This is a genomic window from Microbacterium sp. NPDC057658, assembly GCF_042799975.1.
Taxonomy (GTDB): domain Bacteria; phylum Actinomycetota; class Actinomycetes; order Actinomycetales; family Microbacteriaceae; genus Microbacterium.
The window spans coordinates 267,925-287,905 of sequence record NZ_JBHVHT010000001.1; the positions used below are offsets into that span (position 1 = coordinate 267,925).

19 protein-coding genes are annotated in these 19,981 nt (G+C 69.4%); 1 reads left to right on the forward strand and 18 read right to left on the reverse strand.

Annotated features, from left to right (window positions below; genetic code table 11):
* Window positions 1–12: 12 nt before the first annotated feature.
* The gene (locus tag ACFU8V_RS01215) at window positions 13–1,647 is read right to left on the reverse strand and encodes a fucose isomerase (RefSeq protein WP_378868364.1); all 1,635 of its coding nucleotides are present in this window, start codon (window positions 1,645–1,647) and stop codon (window positions 13–15) included.
* Complete coding sequence (locus tag ACFU8V_RS01220) at window positions 1,644–3,161, reverse strand: FGGY-family carbohydrate kinase (protein WP_378868367.1); 1,518 nt, start codon at window positions 3,159–3,161, stop codon at window positions 1,644–1,646. Before ACFU8V_RS01220 ends, ACFU8V_RS01215 begins: the two co-directional genes overlap by 4 nt.
* 202 nt (window positions 3,162–3,363) lie before the next feature.
* On the opposite strand from ACFU8V_RS01220, the gene ACFU8V_RS01225 reads away from it, so the two are divergent.
* Window positions 3,364–4,143: a hypothetical protein gene (locus tag ACFU8V_RS01225; protein WP_378868370.1), complete on the forward strand. Its 780-nt coding sequence runs from the start codon at window positions 3,364–3,366 to the stop codon at window positions 4,141–4,143.
* A gap of 11 nt (window positions 4,144–4,154) precedes the next feature.
* Here ACFU8V_RS01225 and ACFU8V_RS01230 read toward each other — a convergent pair whose 3' ends face one another.
* The 16 genes from ACFU8V_RS01230 to ACFU8V_RS01305 form a co-directional block, all read right to left on the reverse strand.
* Entirely contained in the window at window positions 4,155–5,138 is a 984-nt protein-coding gene (locus ACFU8V_RS01230; RefSeq protein WP_378868373.1) for a LacI family DNA-binding transcriptional regulator, read from the reverse strand.
* Between the two features lie 27 nt (window positions 5,139–5,165).
* Window positions 5,166–6,077 (reverse strand): dihydrodipicolinate synthase family protein, encoded by a 912-nt coding sequence (locus ACFU8V_RS01235; protein WP_378868376.1) that lies wholly within the window; start codon window positions 6,075–6,077, stop codon window positions 5,166–5,168.
* On the reverse strand, window positions 6,071–6,898 hold the full coding sequence (locus ACFU8V_RS01240) for an SDR family oxidoreductase (protein ID WP_126893954.1): 828 nt from the start codon (window positions 6,896–6,898) through the stop codon (window positions 6,071–6,073). Before ACFU8V_RS01240 ends, ACFU8V_RS01235 begins: the two co-directional genes overlap by 7 nt.
* Before the next feature lie 14 nt (window positions 6,899–6,912).
* Window positions 6,913–7,998, reverse strand: a complete 1,086-nt coding sequence (locus ACFU8V_RS01245; protein ID WP_025102648.1) for a mandelate racemase/muconate lactonizing enzyme family protein — start codon at window positions 7,996–7,998, stop codon at window positions 6,913–6,915.
* A 39-nt stretch (window positions 7,999–8,037) separates the two neighbouring features.
* The gene (locus ACFU8V_RS01250; RefSeq protein ID WP_025102649.1) at window positions 8,038–8,892 is read right to left on the reverse strand and encodes a carbohydrate ABC transporter permease; all 855 of its coding nucleotides are present in this window, start codon (window positions 8,890–8,892) and stop codon (window positions 8,038–8,040) included.
* On the reverse strand, window positions 8,889–9,842 hold the full coding sequence (locus tag ACFU8V_RS01255; RefSeq protein ID WP_378868381.1) for a carbohydrate ABC transporter permease: 954 nt from the start codon (window positions 9,840–9,842) through the stop codon (window positions 8,889–8,891). Before ACFU8V_RS01255 ends, ACFU8V_RS01250 begins: the two co-directional genes overlap by 4 nt.
* Before the next feature lie 8 nt (window positions 9,843–9,850).
* Complete coding sequence (locus ACFU8V_RS01260) at window positions 9,851–11,098, reverse strand: sugar ABC transporter substrate-binding protein (protein WP_060921605.1); 1,248 nt, start codon at window positions 11,096–11,098, stop codon at window positions 9,851–9,853.
* Window positions 11,099–11,184: 86 nt separating this feature from the next.
* Entirely contained in the window at window positions 11,185–11,901 is a 717-nt protein-coding gene (locus tag ACFU8V_RS01265; protein ID WP_025102652.1) for a FadR/GntR family transcriptional regulator, read from the reverse strand.
* A 182-nt stretch (window positions 11,902–12,083) separates the two neighbouring features.
* Entirely contained in the window at window positions 12,084–12,953 is an 870-nt protein-coding gene (locus tag ACFU8V_RS01270) for a dihydrodipicolinate synthase family protein (protein ID WP_378868386.1), read from the reverse strand.
* Window positions 12,950–14,620: a tripartite tricarboxylate transporter permease gene (locus ACFU8V_RS01275; RefSeq protein ID WP_378868389.1), complete on the reverse strand. Its 1,671-nt coding sequence runs from the start codon at window positions 14,618–14,620 to the stop codon at window positions 12,950–12,952. The genes ACFU8V_RS01270 and ACFU8V_RS01275 overlap by 4 nt, the downstream gene beginning before the upstream one ends.
* Window positions 14,617–15,156 (reverse strand): tripartite tricarboxylate transporter TctB family protein, encoded by a 540-nt coding sequence (locus tag ACFU8V_RS01280; protein ID WP_025102656.1) that lies wholly within the window; start codon window positions 15,154–15,156, stop codon window positions 14,617–14,619. Before ACFU8V_RS01280 ends, ACFU8V_RS01275 begins: the two co-directional genes overlap by 4 nt.
* A 59-nt stretch (window positions 15,157–15,215) precedes the next feature.
* Window positions 15,216–16,175, reverse strand: coding sequence for a tripartite tricarboxylate transporter substrate binding protein (locus ACFU8V_RS01285; RefSeq protein WP_378868392.1), 960 nt, complete (start codon window positions 16,173–16,175; stop codon window positions 15,216–15,218).
* Between the two features lie 54 nt (window positions 16,176–16,229).
* Window positions 16,230–16,553 carry a class I SAM-dependent methyltransferase gene (locus tag ACFU8V_RS01290; protein ID WP_378868395.1) on the reverse strand — a complete coding sequence of 108 codons (324 nt, stop codon included), beginning with the start codon at window positions 16,551–16,553 and terminating at the stop codon, window positions 16,230–16,232.
* A gap of 105 nt (window positions 16,554–16,658) precedes the next feature.
* The gene (locus ACFU8V_RS01295; protein ID WP_338566903.1) at window positions 16,659–18,023 is read right to left on the reverse strand and encodes an extracellular solute-binding protein; all 1,365 of its coding nucleotides are present in this window, start codon (window positions 18,021–18,023) and stop codon (window positions 16,659–16,661) included.
* A gap of 26 nt (window positions 18,024–18,049) precedes the next feature.
* Window positions 18,050–19,003: a carbohydrate ABC transporter permease gene (locus ACFU8V_RS01300; RefSeq protein WP_025102660.1), complete on the reverse strand. Its 954-nt coding sequence runs from the start codon at window positions 19,001–19,003 to the stop codon at window positions 18,050–18,052.
* Entirely contained in the window at window positions 19,003–19,923 is a 921-nt protein-coding gene (locus tag ACFU8V_RS01305; RefSeq protein WP_025102661.1) for a carbohydrate ABC transporter permease, read from the reverse strand. Before ACFU8V_RS01305 ends, ACFU8V_RS01300 begins: the two co-directional genes overlap by 1 nt.
* Between the last annotated feature and the right edge of the window lie 58 nt (window positions 19,924–19,981).

Here is a 19,981-nt window from a genome sequence, read left to right on the forward strand (position 1 = left end):
CGGCCCGCGGCCTCAGATCGCCACGTCGCCGACGAGGTTGACCTTGATGCCCATGCCGTCGAACATCGCGGCCTTCGCGATCAGCGCCTTGTCCGCGGTCTCGGCGTCGGGCGCGTAGACGAGCTGCGCGTGGTTCGCCTTGTGCCGCGCCATGAACTGGTCGCGCGAGATGCCGTGCAGCACCACATGGGCGATCGGCCACTCCGGGTTCGTGGCGTCCTTCCGGCGCTGCGTCTCCTCCGCCGGCAGCTCGACGACCGACGCCCGGAAGATGTCCGCCTGCAGGACGCCACCGGCGATGAACACCCGGGAGAGCACGACCTCGCCGGGCTTCGAGACGCCGTTGATCGTGGCGCCGCCCGCGGGGAAGAACACGTGACCCTGGCGCCACCCCTCCGCGTTCTGCCAGCCGCCGAGGTGAGAGGCCGGCACCGAGCCGGAGATCTCGTACACCCACACGAACTGCCCGTCGTAGTCCTCGCCCCAACGGACGTCGTGGAGAGTGTTGTCGGGGACGAGCCCCATCGCCCGCCAGACGCGGTCGGTCACGAGCGCATCGACGGCGACGCCCTCGTCGGCCTCGTTGAAGTGCGGGAACGCGCGCCCCTCGTGCAGCACGCGGGAGCCGTCGCGCGAGGTCACCGGCGGGCGCTCGGTGGAGTTCAGGATGCCCTCCGCCAGGTCCGACGCCGGAACGAGATCCTTCAAGCCCTGCTGGTACTGGATGCCGACGGCGTCGAGGCCGAAGTCGTCGGCGATGCGGAGGGCGGCGATGTACATCTTCAGCTGCCACTGCACCTGCTCGCGGGTGAGCTCGGTCGCGGCGTCCTCGCCGTAGCGGAAGGTCATGCCGCGCTCGATCAGCCAGTCGTAGGCGGCGTCGGCCTCCTCCTCAGTGACGTTCAGCATCTCCGCGTAGAGAGCCGACTGCGACAGGCGCTCCTTGTAGATGCCGGTCTGGTTGAGGAGCTCGTCGTCGAAGATGGCGTTGTACATGCCCATGCAGCCCTCGTCGAAGACGCCGATGATGGCCTTCTCGGCGCGCAGCTCCGCGGCGAGCGCCTCGCCGAGCTGCTTCTCCGGGCTGTCCGGCAGTGCGGGGAGCGGACGCACGTGGGAGGCATCGTGGGTGATGGCGCCGGTCTCCGTCCACTCCCGGATGCCGTCGCGGAACCAGTCGTCGGTGAAGTCGACCGACCAGATCGTCGCGTACGGCTTGTCCATCTTCGTCAGGCCCGCGTTGAGGCCGAGGAGGCCGACGAGGCCGGGCCAGTCGCCCGCGAAGTTCGCCACCGTGAGGATCGGGCCCTCGTGCGTGCGGAGGCCCGCGAGCACGTGGTGCGAGTACTGCCAGACGGCCTCGGCGACGATGAGCGGCGCGTCGACGGGGATGTTCTTGAACACCTCGAGACCCATGCGCTGGCTGGAGATGAAGCCGTGACCGGTCTCCGGGTCGACCTCATTGGCGCGGACGACCGTCCAGCCGAGGTCGTTCAGCACGCCGGTGACCCCGGCCTCGAGCTCGACCTGGGTGGGCCAGCCGGCCGTGTTGGCCGACTCGCGCAGGTCGCCGGAGGCGATCAGGTACGCGGTCTTCGGCGCAGCGGTGGGACGGGATGCCGGGGTGGGCAGGGTATAGGCGGTCATGAGTTCTCCGGGGTCGAGGGGCTGGGGGATCCGTCGCGCTGGGCGGCGGCGAGTTCATGGACGACGTCCTTCGAGCCGTCGTACAGGCGCACGTAGCGGTCGAAGAGGGCGTCCGCGAAAGGACGCAGCGCCTCGTCCGGGCGGACGGTGTCGGCGATGGGGTTCCAGTCGGTGATCGCGGGCGCGGCCCCGTCGGCGGCCGTGGCGGTCGCCGCGAGGAAGGTGGCCCCGTAGCTCGCGCCGATCGTCGTCTGCGGCACCTCCTGCACGAGCCCGGTGATGTCCGAGACGATCTGCAGCCACAGCCGTCCCTGCGTGCCGCCGCCGACCGCCACGATGCGGCGGATGTCGGCGCCGGCGGCTCGCATGGTCTCGACGTTGTGGCGCACGCCCAGCGCGGTGGCCTCGAGGGCGGCGCGATAGAGGTCTCCTCGGGTGTGCCGGAGGGTGAGCCCGGCGATGACGCCGCGGGCGTCGGGATCCTGGATCGGGGTGCGCTCACCGGCGAAGTACGGCAGCATCAGCAGGCCGTTCGCGCCGGAACCCGACTCCTCCGCCTCGGCGAGCAGCGCCGGGTAGTCGGCGCCGGAGAGGTCCTTCAGCCACGCGGTGAGCGCTCCGGATGTGGACAACCCGCCGGCGAGGTTGCGCGTGCCCGCGAAGGCGCCGGCCGTCGTCCACATCGAGGGCGTGCGGAGGGTCTGCTCCCCGGTCGCGACGAGGAACATCGTCGTGCCGTACATCAGCATGAGGTCGCCGACCTCATGGGCGCCGACGCTCACCGCCTCGGTCCAGGCGTCGATCGTGCCGGTGATGACCGGAGTCCCCTCGGGCAGGCCGGTCAGGTCCGCTGCAGCGGCGGTCACGGTGCCCGCGATCTCCCCGGCCCAGCGCAGCGGGGGCTGCTCGATCGTCCCGGCGAACCGCTGCCACCAGGGGTCGTGCCACTGCTCGCCCTCGATGTCGTACAGCGGTGAGACCTGGCTGGCCGACTGGTGGTCGAGGACGTAGGCGCCGGTGAGCCTGCGGGCCAGCCAGGAGGCGGGCATGTAGAGCCGCCGCGCGCGCTGCCAGGACTCCGGCTCTTCCTCGGCGACCCAGGCGATCTTCGGCCCACCGGCCTGCGAGGTGAGCGTCGAGCCGCCCACGCGGGTGATCTCCTCGACGCCGAGCTCCGCCGTCATGCGCTCGATCTGCACCGTGGAACGGGTGTCCACACCGTAGAGGATCGCGGGGCGCACGGGCTCGTCGTCCTCGTCGGCGAGCAGGACGCACGGGCCCATGCCGCTCACGCCGACGCCCACGACCTCCGCGTCGGGGACCGCGGCGAGAAGGTCGGTGGCCAGCTCGACGAACTCGTCCCACCAGATCCGGCCGTCCATCTCGACCCATCCGGACTGCGGACGGGAGACATCGTGCGCGCGGGTCGCCGTCGCGAGGATCGTGCCGGCGGGGTCCACGAGGACGCCCTTGCTGCTGGACGTGCCGATGTCCACCCCGAGGGTGCAGCGCATGGTCTCTCCTTCGATCCCGACGGGCCGTGCAGGCCTGGACCCAGGCTACGCGAAATCGATTTCAAGGCGCAAGCAGCTGCCTGCTTCTGCACCACGAGGACCGATATCGAGAGTCTCCACAATCTTCGCCTCCGGCCGGAAAAACGCCGGTTCAGCACCGGAATACCGTGACATCCTGACCCCTCCGATCGAGACTGGAGGCATGCCCTTGAACGACCCGCAGGTATGGACGCTGATCGGCATCTTCGTGACGACGATGCTCGGCGGCATGACCCTCATGACGACGCAGTTCGGCCGCGTGCTCCGTGCGGAGATCGGCGGGCTGCGTGGGGAGATGACCGGCGAGATCGGCACCCTCCGCACCGAGATGACCACCGAGATCTCCGGCCTCCGCACCGACATGACCACCGAGATCGCTACCCTCCGCACCGACATGACCACCGAGATCGGCGCCCTCCGCACCGAGATGACCACCGAGATCTCCGGCCTCCGCACCGACATGACCACCGAGATCGGCACCCTCCGCACCGAGATGACCACCGAGACCACACGACTACGCAGTGAGATCGGCGCCCTCCGCACCGACATGACCACCGAGATCGGCGCCCTCCGCACCGAGATGACCACCGAGATCTCCGGCCTCCGTGCCGAGATGACGACCGAGATCGGCACCCTCCGCATCGACACGACCACCGAGACCGCGGGCCTCCGCACCGATATGACGAACGAGGTCAGCGGACTCCACGGGGCGTTGGCGGCGCTGCACGCAGTGATGATGCGCGAGGTCGGAGGGCTGCGCGCGGCGATGGGTGCGCTGCACGGGGCGATGATCGGGCTGCGTGGCGAGATGATCGGCCTCCGTGGCGAGATGACCGCGCGGCTCGACGGCCTCGATCACCGCCTCGATCGATTGGAGGTGAAGGTCGACGATCTCGACAAGGAGATGACGAACCTCGCGGCGCGATTCTGGCGCTCCCAGTAGCGACGCCCCGTTCAGGCGCGCGCGGCCGCGCGCTGGACCTCGCCGGAGAGGACGATCGTCCGGGCCGGTTGCTCGTCGCCCTTGATCCGATCCAACAGCATCCGCGCCGCCGTCACGCCCATGAGGCGCGCGGGGAGCCTCACGACGGTGACGGCGGACGGCGACAGCGTCGTGAAGGGCAGCGACCCGATCACCGCGACGCCGAGCTGCGGCGGGGTGAGTCCGCGCTCCGTGAGGACCTGGATCGCGCCGACACCGATGAGGTTGTTCCCGGCGACCACCGCGTCCGGCGGCTCCGGCAGCGCGAGGAGCTCCTCCATGGCCGCGCGCCCGCCGTCGACGCGGAACGTGGCGAAGCGCTGGAGCGAGGAGAGGTCATGATCGGAATCCATCGCCGAGAGCGCTTCCCGCCAGCCTTCCGCACGCTCCGCCGCAGTGTCGATGTGCGCGGGGCCACCGATGTACGCGATGCGCCGATACCCGGCGTCGAGCAGGCTCTGCGTCGCTGCGGCGCCCGCCTCCCGGTTGGCCATGACCACACCGTCGATGTCGGCGTCCGTACGACGGTCCACCGCGACGACCGGCCGTCCCGTCGCCCGCACCGGCCCCAGATCCGAGCGCTCGTCCGCCGTCGCGATGATGACGCCCGACATGTTCTCGGCGATCGCGATCCGGAGGTACGTCGCCTCCTTCTCGGCCTGGGCGTCGGAGTTGCACAGCACGACGGAATACCCCGCTTCGGACGCCGCATCCTCCACGCCGCGCGCCATCTCGGTGAAGTACGGGTTCTCGATGTCCGGGATCACCAGGGCGATGACTTCGGAGCTCTGGGTCCGCAGCGTACGCGCCGTCCGGTTCGGGGTGAAGCGCAGTTCCTCGGCCGCCGCCCGCACCGCCGCCGCCTTCTCCTCCGACACGCTCGTGCCGTTGAAGACGCGCGAGACCGTGGCCGGGGAGACGCCGGCGCGCCGCGCGACGTCGTAGATCGTGGCCATGGGCACCCACTGTAACCGGTTTCAGCCTCAGCCCTCCGCGAGGAATCGATCGAGAGTCGTTCCGAGAGCATCGAGCCGGGTCCGAGCCGCATCCGAGAGCGGTCGGAACGGACGACGGCAGTCCCCCAGCGCTCCCGCACCTCCCGCGTTGCGACCGGAGAGGTACTTCGCCGCGGGGAAAACGTCGATCGCGACGAGCTCGGCGATGACATGGTTGATCCGGCTCTGCACCCGCTGCGCTCCGACCAGGTCGCCGGCGTCGAGGAGGCGCCGCGCCGCCTGGAAGAGCTCGACCTGGAGCCCCACGGTCGTGCCGATCGTCCCGCGGGCACCCGCGGCGAGCGCGGGCACGAACACCTCGTCGAACCCGTTGATGTAGGCCTTGTCGGGGAACGCCGCCTTCATGCGCTCGAGGGCGTACATGTTGTGCGCGGTCTGCTTGAGACCGATCACGCGATCGTCGCCCAGGAGCTCTCCGGCCGTCTCGAGCGTGAACTCGGTCCCCGTGAACTGCGGGATGTTGTAGACGATGAGCGGGAGGTCCACGGCGTCCAGCACCGCGCGGTAGTGGTCGAGGACGGCCTCGATGCCGAAGGAGTAGTAGATCGGCGGGATCATCGAGAGGGCGGATGCGCCGGCGCGCTGCGCCCGCCGTCCGAGCTCGATCGCCTCCCGCGTCGACAGCGCGCCGACGTGGGCGACGACGGGGATGCGCCCCTCGGCGGCGCGCACGGCGGTCTCCACCACCGCGGTCCGTTCATCCGCTGACAGGAGGAGACCCTCCCCCGACGACCCGCAGCAGTAGATCCCCTCGACGCCGCGGGAGACGTAGTCCTCCACGAGCGTCGAGAGCCGTCCGGTGTCCACCGCCCCGTCCGCGTCGTAGGGAGTGGCGATCGCGGCCATCAGCACCCCGAGGTCCGCCGCGGTGGTCACCATGCGGTCCACCCCCCGTCCACGACGAGGTTCGCTCCGGTCATGTAGCGCGAGGCATCCGAGAGTAGGAAGACCGCGGCCCCGTTGAAGTCGGTCGCCTCCGCCATGCGTCCGATCGGGATGCGCGCGGTGTAGTTCTGCTGGAACGCCGCGTCCTGCGTGTCCCGACCGACGCCGGAGGGGGTGAGGGTGTTGACCCTGATGCCCTGTCGGCCCCAGTACGTCGCGCAGTACCGGGTGAGGTTGTACAGCCCCGACTTCGCCGCCGAGTAGGCCACCGGCTTCACGAACGGCACCCCGGTCTGCTCCTCCTTGTAGGCGTAGATGTCCTGCACCGGCGACACCATCCCGTAGATCGAGCCGACGTTGATGATCGAGCCCGGCGTGCCGGCCGCGCGCATCCGGGCGCCGGCGGCCTGCGTGACGAGGAAGGTGCCGACGAGGTTCACGTCGACCACCTCCCGGAACACCTCGAGGGGGAAGTCCTCGAACGGCCCGGAGACCTCGGGCGGCGCGCTCGGCTGGGTGTCCAGACCGGCGTTGTTGATCACGCCGTCCGGCGCCGCACCCCACGCCTCGACGATCGCGTCGAGGCCGGCCTCGACGCTGTCCTTCGAGACGATGTCCACGGAGACGCCGAGGAGGCGCGGGCTGTCGGCGATCTCGGGGAACACCTCCTTCAGGCGTGCGGCGTCGACGGTGCGCGATGCCACGGCCACCCGGGCACCGCGTCCGTGGAGCTCGCGGACGAAGGCCGATCCGATCTGGCCGAGGCCGCCGGTGACCAGGATGATGCGGTCGGTGAGGTCGAAGATGTCCGTCATGTCGTTCGCCTCCCTCAGCTCACCGCGTGCCGCGCGAGGTTCTCACGGTCGTACTCCAGGCCGTTCCCCGGCGCTCCGGTCGGGACGAAGAACCCGTTCTGCGGCCGCTGCGGCACGATGACGCCGAGGTCGCTGAGCGTGCCCCCGTCCGTCATCTCGCCGAACAGGGCGTTGGGCACCGCGCAGAGCACGTTCGCCGTGAGCTCCATCACGAAGTGCGGCGTCATCGGGGCGTTGTACGCCCGGCCCAGGGCGGCGATGTCCATGTAGGGCGTAATGCCGCCCACGCGACCGACGTCGGCCTGGATGAAGTCGCACGCGTCGGCGAGGAGGTACTGGTTGAACTGCTGGAGCGTGTAGACGTTCTCCCCCAGCCCGATCGGGATCGGCGAGCGGGCCCGGAGGCGCGCGTGCGAGGCGACGTCGTCCACGCGCAGCGGCTCCTCCACCCAGTAGAGGTTGAGGTCGCGGAACCGGGTGACCGCCCGGACCGCCTCCCCGTACGTCCATCCCTGGTTCGCATCGACCATGAGCGGATACTCGCCGACCGCCTCGCGGATCTTGGTGAGCCGGTAGACGTCCTCCTCGAGGTCCGGCTTGCCGACCTTGACCTTCCCGGCGGCGTACCCGTCGGCCTTCCACTCCTTGACCTGCTCGACGACCTCCTCGGCGGACAGGTTGAGGTTGATGCCGCTGCCGTACAGTGCGACCCGATCGCGCACCTGGCCGAGGAGCTTCGCGAGCGGCTGCTCGTAGTGCAGCCCCAGCAGGTCCCACAGCGCCACATCGATCGCGGCGAGGGCAAGCGTGGTGGTGCCGCCGGGGCCGTTGTCGCGCAGGTGCTGCCAGGAGTGCTGCCAGACGGCCCGCGGATTGACCTCGCGGCCGATGAGCGTCGGGATGAGCTCGCGCAGCGCCGCCATCATCATCTGGCCGCCGACACCGGAGGTGTGGCTGAACCCGGTGCCGACCAGTCCGGTATCGGTGGTGATGTCGGCGAGGATGATCTCGATGTGGGTCACCCGATGGATCTGGTCTCCCCAGGGCCCCTTGGGGAGGGGGATGCGGGAGAGCTGGAGGTCGATCGATTCGATTTTCATGCGTGGTCCTTCCGGGACGACGAGGAGGGGACGGGCGCTTCAGCCCTTGACGGCGCCGGCGGCGAGACCGGCGACGAGGCGCTTCTGCACGAGGAGGAAGCCGACGACGACGGGGAGCACCGAGAGCACGCCGCCCGCGGTGAGGAGGTCCCACCGGATCTGGTACTCGCCGATGAACAGGTGCAGGCCGACCGGCAGGGTGCGCGTCGCCGTCTGCGAGGTGAAGGTGAGGGCGTAGAGGAACTCGTTCCAGGTGAGGATGAACGCGTAGGTTCCCGCCGCCACCATCCCGGGCCGCAGCAGGGGCAGCAGGAGGATGCGGACGATCTGTGCGGATGAGGCCCCGTCGATCTGGCCCGCCTCCTCGATCTCCCGGGGGATGGAGTCCGCGAACCCCTTGAGCAGCCAGGTGGCGAACGGCGTGGCGAACGCGGCGTGCACGAGCGCGAGACCGAGCGTCGTGTCCATCAGCCCCATCCCGCGCAGCTGCCCCTGCAGCGAGATTACGAGCAGCACGGCGGGGAACATCTGCGCGAGCAGCAGCCCGATCATCACGGCCCCGCGGCCGCGGAAGTCGAACCGCGACATCGCGATCGCGGCGCCGGTGGAGACGACGAGCGTGACCGGGACGGCGATCGCGGCGACGGTGAGGCTGTTCCGCAGATAGGTCAGGAACGGCGTGGTCGACAGCAGCTCGGCGTAGGACGCGGTCGTGAACTCGGAGGGGATGAGGTTCGCTCCGGCGCCGGCGAGCTCGTCCCGCGGCGTGAGCGACGTCAGCAACATGACGATGTAGGGACCGAGCACCATCGCGAGCACGCCGAGGAGGGCGATCGCGAAGCCGGTCCGTCCCGCGAGACGGCCGAAGCGGACGGGAGCGGTCGTCGTGCTCATCGCGTGGTGTCCTTCCGGGTGAGGCGCACGTAGAGCGCGATGAAGACGGCGAGGAACAGGGCCTGGATGACCGCGTACGCCGCGCCGGCGCCGAAGTCGCTGGCCTTGTAGGTCGTCAGATAGGACTCCAGCGCCAGGGTCGTCGAGGAGGTGCCCGGCCCGCCGCCGGTGAGGACGAAGATGAGGTCGACGTAGTTCGAGGTCCAGATCAGGCGCAGGAGCGTCGTGATGAGGATCGTCGGGAGGATGGCGGGCAGCACGACGTGGCGGAACACGCCGACCGGGCCGCACCCGTCGATCTGCGCCGATTCCTTGAGCTCGCCGGACACGCTCTGCAGTGCCGCGAGGATCATGATGGCGAAGAGCGGGATGCCCTGCCAGACGTCGATCATCACGAGCGTCGGCAGCGCGGTGCTGTTCTGCGAGAGGAACTCGATCGGCGCGTCGATGATCCCCGCGTTCAGCAGCCACTGGTTGAGGACGCCGTTGTTGGGGTCGAGGATCCACTTCCACATCAGCGCGACCAGGACGCTCGGCGTCGCCCACGGGATCATGATGAGCCCGCGGTACACGCCCCGCAGGGGGAAGCGGTTGTTCAGCATGAGCGCGAGCGACAGCCCGCCGATCAGCTGGAGCGCGACGGCACCGAAGGTCCAGAACGCCGTGCGGCCCAGCGTGGGGACGAACTCGGCGGTGCCGATGACGCTGGCGAAGTTCTGGAACCCGACGAACTCGAGCACGCCGGTGAAGACGCTCACGTCGTTGAACGAGAACCAGATCGAGCGGACGAGCGGGTACCCGGCGAAGACCGCGACGAGCACGATCGCCGGCGCGAGCAGGACGAGGGGGGCGACCGAGCCGCGGCGCGCGCGTCGCCGGGGCCGGGTCACCGGCCGGCGCGGGGCCGGCCGGCCGGTGACGACCGCTTCCGTGAGGGTGGAGCTTGCCATGTCGATCCTCAGCGCAGCACGTCGGACATCTTCGTCAGCACGTCCTGGCTGCTGATCTCGCCCTGGAACGCCTGCTGGATGAGCGGGTTCCACTCCTTCGCGGCGAGCTCGGCCACCCCCTCCAGTGCCGGCCACGTCTTGGCGGTGGGGATCGCGTCGACGGCGACCGCGAGCTGCGGGTCGGACGAGTACGCCTCGGTGTCGATGACCGACTCGAGCACCGGCAGCTGACCCTGCGGCGAGGCGGAGATCTTCTCCATCTGCGCCTCCTCGCTCAGCCAGGAGATCCACTCCCAGGCGGCGTCCTTCTTGTCGGAGCCCTCGAGGATGACGTTGCCGCTCATGCTGCCGAGCGTCGCGCCGGGCTTGCCGTCGGCCGTCGGGATCGGGACGACGCCGAGCTTGTCGCCGAAGACCCCCTGCAGCTCCTTCAGGGAACCCGGGTGGTGGATCATCATGCCGGTGAGGCCCTCGACGAAGTTCGTCTTGACGTCGGCGAAGGCGGCCGTGATCGATCCAGGGGGCGCCGCCTGCAGGTCGGTGACGATGCGGAGGTAGTCCTCGTTCACCGCGACGCCCTTCGCGTCGTCCAGGACGACCTCGCCGGAGTCGTCGACGACCGACGCCCCGCCGGCGTACATCCACGCGAGCCACTGGTCCTGTCCGCCCGCACCGCCGCGGACGTCGATGCCGTACCTGCCGTCACCGGTGAGGGCGGCCGCCGCGTCCAGGAGGTCCTGCTGGGTGCGCGGAGCCTCGAGCCCGAGCTCCTCGAAGTAGTCCGTGCGGTAGTAGAGGTAGAGCGTCGTGTACTGGTGGGGCAGCATGTACACCGCGTCCTCGCCGGGCAGCTGACCCGTCGCCCAGAGCGAGTCGACGACGTCGTCCGAGGCGTCCCAGCCGTCGACGTACGAGGTGAGGTCGGCGATGGCGCCCTGCGGCGCGAACTGCCCGAGCCACCAGTCCTTGCTGCGGGCGGCGTCCGGCCCGGTGCCGTTCATCGCGGAGGACACGAGCTGGTTCTGGTACTGGTCGAGCGGGATCGTCTCCAGCACGACCTTCACGTCGTCCTGTGCGCCGTTGAACTCATCCGCGAGCTCTGTCCAGGTGGGGTCGGTCGCGTCGTCCTGCCAGAGCCAGTACGTGATCTCGACAGGGCCGTCGCCCTCCCCTGACGGGGCGCTGCCGGCACAGCCGGTGGCGAGGGCGACGACGCCGAGGGCGGCCAGGGCGGGGAGGATTCGGGTGGATCTCATGATGCGTACTCCTTCGTCGATCAGATGAGGGTCGTGCGAAATCGATTTCAAGACGGGTGCGACAGAACGCGCCGGGGCGGCGAGGGTCAGACCGGCAGCGCGGCCGTGGTGCCGAAGTCGATGTCCGGATAGCGGTTGCGGACACCGTAGAAGTGGGCGTCCAGCTCATGGACGGCCCGGCGGGTGTCGCCGGCCTCGATCGCATCGATGATGCGACCGTGCATCGCGGCGATGGCGGGATCCTCCTCGACGGGCTCCTCGCGTCGCGCGGCGGCGAAGACGACCCAGAAGGACTGCAGGAACTGATCCACGAACGCATTGCCCATCGGCGCGAGCAGCCCGCGGTGGAACTGCTGGTCGAGCTCGGCGAAGCTCTCGTTGCGCAGGGCGCGCTCCACCATCTCCTCCGAGAGCAGCCGCAGACGGGCCAGGTCGCTCGGCTGCAGGCGCGGGATCACCAGAGGCAGCAGAGACGTCTCCAGCGCGTGACGCACTTCCAGGAGTTCCCGGGTGGCGGCCTCCGGGTCGTCGACGAAGCCGATCCAGCGGGTGGCGAGATCGGCGGCGCGGAATCCTCGCCAGACCCGGCGCGCCCCTTGCCGGGACACCACGATGCCGAACGCCTCGAGGACACTGAGGGCCTCGCGGATACGCTGCCGTCCCACCTCCAGGACGGCGCCGAGCTCGGCCTCGGTGGGCAGCGGGTCGCCGATCTCCAGCCCGGAGCGCTGCAGGTGCTGAGCCAGACGGCGCGCGAGCGCGTCCGACAAGTCGGACCCGGTGATCTCGATCTTGTCTGACATGTTCCGTTCGCTCCTTCGCGACATCGGCGGAATTCCCGCTCATGAGCCTAGACAGTCCGCGTACCTGTCGTCAAGTGACCATCCGGTCGCCGCTACTTGTCAGACAAGCAAGCGAGGGGATACGCAGAGATGCCGCGACCCGAAGGCCGCGGCATCCCGTCCGTGCGTGTCCCGGATTCGCGTCAGCGGTGCGCGGCCACGACCTGCGCGACGGCCGCCCGCTGGTCGGCGGAGGGCTCGGCTATGGCCATACGGCAGTGCGTGTCCACGACGTCGAGCACGCGGTACGCCTCCTTCATGCGCGCCATGTCGCCGCCGATGAGCGCGACGACGTCGTCCACGGCGGCCTGTGCCGCGGCGATGGCGTCCGCATCGCCGGAGCGTCCGGCGTCGGCAAGGGCGCGGAAGGGCTTCGGCGTCACGGAGGAGACACCAGAGACGACGCCCTGCGCGCCCGCTTCGACGGCTGCGATGAGGTCGCGGTCGGCGCCGGTGTAGAGCTCGAAGTCGGCCGGCACCACCGCGCGGTACGCCGCGATGTCGTCGAGCGAGAGCTCGCTCACCTTGGCCCCGACCACGTTCGGCAGGGCGGCGATGCGCACGAGCAGCTCCGGCGAGACGGGGTTCCCGCTGCGCGCGGGATAGATGTAGACGTAGAGGCGCCCCTCCCCCACGGCTGCCGAGACGGCGCGGTAGTAGTCGAGGATCGCGTCGTCCGTGGCACGCAGGTAGTAGGGGGTGAGGGCCGCGAACTCCGTGGCCCCCAGCTCCTTCGCGATGCCGACCAGGCGCACGGCCTCGAAGGTGCTCGGCTGTCCGACGTGCACGATGACGCGCATCCGGTCCGCCAGCTCCTCCAGCGCGGCACCCACGAGCGCCCGGAACTCGTCCGCGTCCACGGCGGGGAACTCGCCCGTGGTGCCGAGGACGAAGGCGCCCTCGTTCCCCGAGTCGGCCACGAACCGGAAGATCGCACGCGACCCGTCGAGGTCGAGGGTCCCGTCGCGGTGGAACGCGGTCGGGACGGCGGTCAGGATGTCGTAGCGGGTCACTTCTCGGTCTCCTCGGGGGTCGTGCTCTTGCGGTTCTTGCGGTCGGCGCGTCCCCGGCGCGCACCGGCGTCGACGTTGCGGACGGTGGAGGTGAGCAGGTCGGGCTGCGCCGCGAGCTCGTCGTGCGCCTTCTCGATCTGCACGATGCTGTCGGTGTGGAGGATCGAGTCCTCCAACGAGGCCCGCTCGGCGCGGGGCGTGCGGGCGGCGCGGATCGCGGGCATGACGATCGACAGCACCGCGAGCGCGAGCAGGACGAGGGCGATCGGGCTGACGACCTCGAAGAACGGCCGCGTCGGCAGGATCGCCAGCGTGCGGGCGAGGTTCTCCTCGGCGAGCGGACCGAGCAGGAGACCGAGGACCACGGGTCCTGCCGGAACCTGCATGCGCTTGAGCAGCACGCCGACCACACCGAAGACGAGCATCGTGACGACCGTCGACAGGCTGTTCGAGGTGGCGTACGTGCCGATGATGCAGAAGATGAGGATGCCGCTCCACAGATACGGCTGCGGCACATCGAGCAGCTTGACCATGCCCTTCATCCGCACGAGGCTCAGCGCGAGCGACAGGAGGGTCGCGACGAGCATGATCCCGACGATCGAGACGACGAGGTCGGGGCGGTTGGTGAACAGCGTGGGGCCGGGGGTGATGCCCCAGATGATCATCGAGCCGATCATCACCGCCATCACGGAGTCCCCGGGGATGCCGAGTGCCATCGTGGTGGTCAGCGAGCCGCCGAGCGTGGCGCTGGAGGCGGTGTCGGACGCGGCGACGCCCTCGATCGACCCCTTGCCGAACATCTCCGGGTGCTTCGACGCCTTGCGCGCCCGCTCCCAGCCGATGAGCCCGGCGATGTCGCCGCCGGCCGCCGGGATGAGGCCGACACCGAGGCCGACCGCGCCGCCGACCGCGGTGGCCCGTCCGCTCTGCTTCAGCTCCGCGCGGTTCGGCCACCACCGCCCGAGGCTCGAGATCGGTCGGACGTGCGACTTCCGGTGCGTGAGGAGCTGGTCGAACAGCTCGGCGATGCCGAAGAGGCCGATGATGACGGCGATGAAGTTCACGCCCTCGACGAGTTCCAGCACACCGAACGTGAAGCGCTGGTCGGCCGTGGCGGCGTACGTTCCGACACTGCCGAGCATGAGTCCGAAGAGGCCCGCGAGGATGCCCTTGAGCATCGACTTGGACGAGATGCCGATCATGATCGCGATGCCGAAGACGACGAGCGCGAACAGCTCGGGCGACTTGAAGTAGTCCCGGGCGAAGCTGGCGATCGGCACGGCGGCGACCGAGAAGAGCACGAGCGAGGCGAGGATGCCGACGGCCGACACGATCGCGGAGATCGTCAGCGCCAGACCGGCCCTGCCCTGTTTCGCCATCGGATAGCCGTCGAGGGTGGCGGCGATGGAGGCGGGAGTCCCCGGGGTGTTGATGAGGATGGACGGCACCCGGTCGCCGAAGTTCGCCGCGACGTAGATCGTCAGCAGCACCGCGAGGCCCTGCACGGGTTCGAGGGTCATGGTGAAGCCGGCCGCGAGCGCGACGGCCATGGTCGCGGTGATGCCGGGGAAGGCGCCGACCATGAAGCCGAGGACGAGGCCGACCGCCATGTACAGCAGGATCGAGATGTCGAGGAGCGAGTTCAGCCCCTCCAGGAGCGCGTTCACAGGGGGATCCTCAGGAGCATGCCGAAGACGACGTAGACGAACGCCGTGACGGCGGCGGAGTAGATGACGAGGCTCAGCCAGCGGCGGTGGCCGTAGAGGAGCATCAGTGCGGCCATGAGCAGGGCGCAGGCGATCGGGAAGACCTCGATCCGGTAGCCGAAGAGGATGACCGAGCCGAGGGACCAGAGTGCGATGAAGGCACCGGCGATCGCGATCGTCGCGACCACCCGGAGGACGCCGCCCGGCTGGATGCGCTCGAGATCCTCCCGCGTGGGTGCCGGTCGCGTGATCGCGACGGCGAGCAGGGCGATCGCGATCACGACGCCGGTCACGCCGATGACGAGCGGCCAGAAGCGGGCGTCGATCTGTCCGGGGGCGGCCTCGCGGCGCAGCGGGATCTGCGTGGCGAGGAAGAGATAGCCGGCGGTGATCGCGAGGGCGACGGCGGCGAACGCGATCTCGAGGGGTCGCGAGGCGGTCGCCCCCTCGTAGCCGCCCGGCGCGGCCGACTCGGCCGCGGTGTCGGGGCTGGTCATGGTGCTCCTTCGTCGGAGGACGCGGCGGGGTCGGCGCGTGCCGACCCCACCGGGGGTGTTCAGCCCAGGAGATCCTGGAACAGGGCGAACTGGTCGTCGACGAACCCGGTCCACTCCGCGGAGTCGCGGTAGACCACGAGGTTGCCGGCGTCCGCCTGGAACTTCTGGTAGCTCTCGGACTCCACAGCCTCCTTGACGGCGGCCTCGAGGGCGTCGTGCACGTCGTCGGGCAGGCCGGCCGGTGCGTAGATGCCGCCCCAGCCGCCGAAGACGACCTCTTCGCCGATGGCCTCCTCGACCGTCTCGACGTCCTCCGCGTCCGGGTGACGCTCGTCGTTCATGACCGCGAGGATGCGGACGGCCTCGCCCTGCGCGAGGGCCTCGCCGAGTCCGGAGACGGCGGCGACGGTCTCACCGGACGCGGCGGCCGCGACCGCCGTGGCGCCACCGTCGTAGGGGACGGGGGTGAAGTCGGCGTCCGTGGCCTTGCCGAGACCGAGGGTGGCGGCCTCCCAGATCGAGCCGGCGCCGGAGTTCGCGACCGTGACCGCGCCGGACTTCGCCTGGGTGACGAGGTCGTCGAGGGTCTCCATGCCGCTGTTGGCACCCACCGTGATGACGCCGGGGGCGAGCATGATCTGTCCGAGCAGGTCGAAGTCGTCGGGCAGCACGTCGGCGCTCTGGGTCGTGTTGAGCATCGCGATCTCGACCGGGGCGAACCCGATGACGTAGCCGTCCGGATCCTGCGAGCCGACGTACTCCATCGCGAGCGCTCCCGCGGCGCCGGGCATGTTCTCCGGGATCACGCTGACGCCGAGGATCTTCTCGAGCTCGGTGGCGAGCGCGCGGGACGACAGGTCGGAGCCGCCACCGGGGTTGGCCTGGATGATCAACCGGATGTCGTCCTCGGGATAGGTCGAGGCGGCCCCCTCGCTCTCGTCGACCTTCGTGCAGGCCGACAGCACCAGAGCGGTGGCGGCGAGGGCGGCGAAGGCAGCGGCCGCCCGAGTGATGCGCATGCGGGGCATCTTTGCTCCTCTACGTGGGTCGACCGTGTTGTCGACACCGCGAGGCTACCAGTGTTGACTGTTAACAGTCAACACTGGCGCGTCGCCCACGCGGGCGTCCACACCTCGCTCCGCCGCACTCCGGACATGACCCCGCACCGGGTCGACGAGGGTGACCCGATGTCCGCGGTCGAGGAGCGAACGCGCATGGACGCCCGCCCCGCCTCCGATATCGATCACGCGACCCTCGGCGAGGTGCTCCGCGATCAGCTCCTGGATGCGCTGGTGCTCCAGCGGCCCCTGCGCCGACCGGGTCGTCAACCGCACCGATTCGTCGAACTGCTCCTCGTAGTAGTCGCGGATCCGCTCGTCGAGCTCACGCTGGTCCATGGTCGGCCTCCGATCGGTAGGCCTCCATCATCCACGCCCGCCTGCGCGAAGGACGGCGCCAGGCGGGGATGCCCGCCTGGCGCCGTGCCTCCGCGTCTGGCCGGGCTAGCCGGCCGTGGCGTTCTCGTACGCCCGCATCGCGGCCTCCTGCGCTTCCTTCAACGCGTCCTCGGGCGACTTGTCCCCGAGCAGCGCCGCCGTGATGGCGTTGTTGAGCTCGTTCTGGATCTCCTGGCCCGCCGGGGAGGAGCCGAACGACTGCCCGTAGTCCACCACGTCGTAGTAGGTGGAGATGACCTGGTCGAAGCCGGCGTTGCCGCTGTCGGTGACGAAGGTCTCACGGATGGACTGGTCGGCGGACGGCGACCCGGTGAACAGCCCGGTGTTGATCCCCCCGTCGGTCTTCAGGGTCTCGGCACGCGCCTCACCCGCCGCATTCCACGCGTCGTCGGAGGTGAGGTTGACCATCCACGCGCACGCCGCCGCGGGGTTCTCCGCGCCGGCCGGGATCACGAACGCGGTGCCGGAGGCGACCGAGAACGGCTCCCCGTCGGCGTTCCGGAACGGCACGGCCTCGAGGTCGATCTGGTCGGCGTAGGGGCTCAGCACGTTCGGGTACCACTGCGCGTTCACCTGCGCCCCGACCTGCTGGGCGACGAACTGGTTCTGGTCGCCGAAGGCGTCGAACGAGTCGCTGAAGCTCTTGACGGCCGCGAAGCCGCCCTGCGCGTCGGTGATCTGCTTGAGCATCTCGATGCCGGCCACGTTGCTGGGGTCGTCCAGGGTGGGCGCCCCCTTGTCATCGTTGAGCTGGCCGCCCATGCCGAGGATCCACAGCCCGGCCTGACCGGTCGCGACCGGGTCGAAACCGAGCCGCGTGGGCACACCGCCGGACTCCTGGTACATCTTCTCGATCGCGCCGAGCAGCACGTCGGGCTTCGAGGTGTCGATCTCGTCCGCCGTCACCCCCGCCTCGTCGAGCACAGCCTTGTTCAGCAGGATCGCCGGCGGCTGGTAGAACTGCGGCACCGCCCACACCGCGTCGTCGTAGGTGACGTCGTCGACGACGAAGGGGTACCAGTGGTCGCGCGGCGAGACGTCCTGGGCCGCGAAGCACTCGTCGAGCGGCATGATGAGGTCCTGCGCGGCATACGTGGTCACGTACCGGCGATCCATCTGCACCACGTCGGGCACGTCGCCGCTCGCGATGCGGGTGGTGAACTTCTGCGCGTCGAAGGCCGTCGCGTCGAGGTCGACCTCGACGTCCTTCAGCTGCTCGGCGGCGTAGTCCATGCGCGAGGTGCCGACGTCGTCGGCGTTCTCGAAGCCCCACGCCTTCAGCGTGCCGCTCGGCTCCGCCCCGAAGTCGGCGTCGGCCGCCTGGTCGTCTCCCCCTCCCCCGCCGCACCCGGCGAGGACGAGGACGGATGCCGCGGCGACCGCGGTGATTCCCAGCATGCGTGTGCGCATGACTGCTCCTTTCGATCTGTGGTTCGTCATCCCTTTCGCCCCTGGGTCGCGACGCCCTCGATGAAGGCGCGCTGCCCGAAGGCGAAGAGGATGAGCATCGGGAGGGTCACCAGGAGGGAGGCGACCATGACGTACTGGTAGTCGCCGTGACCGCCCGCGGTGGGGCTGTACTTGGTCATGGCGTACGCGATGCCGAGCGGCGCGGTGAACTCGTCCACCGATCCGGCGTTGAGGTAGATGAGGGCGGCCTGCAGGTTGTTCCAACTGGCCTGGAACTCGAACAGGAACACGATGACGAACGACGGGATCGACAGCGGCATCGCGATCCGCCAGAACAGTCCCCAGGCGCTGGCCCCGTCGAGCCGCGCCGCCTCGAACAGCTCCCGCGGCAGGCCGAGGAAGAACTGACGCTGCAGGAAGATGTAGAAGGCCGAGCCGAAGAGGTTCATGCCCCACAGCGGCACCCAGGTGCCGAGGAGTCCGGTCTCCTTCCAGATGAGGTAGATCGGGATCATCGTCACCGCGCCGGGAAGCATCATCGTCGCGAGCACGAGGCCGAACAGCAGGCCGCGCCCCGGGAAGCGGAAGTAGGCGAACCCGAACGCCACGATCGAGCTGGAGATCGCGACGGCACCGGCGGCGAGCAGCGCGATGGCGATGCTGTTGCCCATCCAGTTCAGCAGCGGGAGCTGATTCCACACCTCGACGTAGTTCTCCGGCACGAACGTCTTCGGGATGAGGGCGTTGTCGAATACCTCGCCCCGGGGCTTGAAGCTCGCCGCGATGAGCCACGCGAACGGGTACAGGAACAGCAGCGCGAACAGCACGAGGATGATGTTCAGCACGATCCGGGCGGCGAGGCTCTTCGGCTGCCGCAGCCGACGACGCCAGCGCGAGCGGGTGGCGACGGTGGTCGTGAACGTGCCCGGGGCCTTCTCGGGCTCCGCCTCGACGGGGACCTGACGCAGGGTCTGGGACATCAGCGGTCTCCCTCGTAGTAGACGAAGCGGTTGCCGACCTTCACCTGGATGAGCGTGATGATCATGATGATGACAAAGAGCAGCCATGCCATCGCCGCCGCGAAGCCGAAGTTGAACTGCCGGAACGCCTGCTGGAACAGGTAGATCGCGTAGAAGAGGGACGCCTCCGGTGACGAGTTGCTCTGATCCCGCCAGAACAGCAGGTACGCCTGGTCGAAGATCTGGAACGCGGCGATCGAGAGCACGATGACGTTGAAGAACATCGCCCCCGAGATCATCGGGAGGGTGATCGAGAAGAACTTCCTGATCGGTCCCGCCCCGTCGAGCGAGGCCACCTCGTACAGCTCGACGGGCACGTTCTTCAGCGCCGCGAGGAAGATCACCATGGTCCCCGCGACGGTCCACAGCGTCATGATCACGATGCTCGGCTTGACCCACGCGGGGTCGACGAGCCACTGCGGCCCCTGGATGCCGAACACCCGGAGGAACTGGTTGATCGCCCCGGAGTTGCCGTTCAGGAGGAGGAAGAACACGGCGGCGGTCGCGACGGCCGGCGTCATCTTCGGCAGGTAGTAGAGCACGCGGAACGCTCCCGCACCCCGCCCGACGCGGTTGAGCAGCAGGGCGAGGATCAGCGCGAACACGATCTCCAGCGGCACCGCCATCACCACATAGAACAGCGTGTTCGCGAGCGAGACGCCCACCCGCGGATCCTCGAAGAGGTTGGCGTAGTTGTCGATGCCGACCGGGCGGGCGCTGTTCGTGGCGAGGTTGTAGCTGCTGAACGAGATGTACAGGCTGTAGACCATCGCGCCGGCCGTGAAGATGAGGAATCCGAGGAGCCAGGGGGAGATGAACAGATAGCCGGCGAGGGCCTCTCGGCGGTTGTACCGGTCCCGCTGGCGGGTCTTGAGCGGCATCCACCTGCCTCCTTTCCGAGGACGCGCAGACACGGCGCTCCGTCCTGGCGCGATGCTA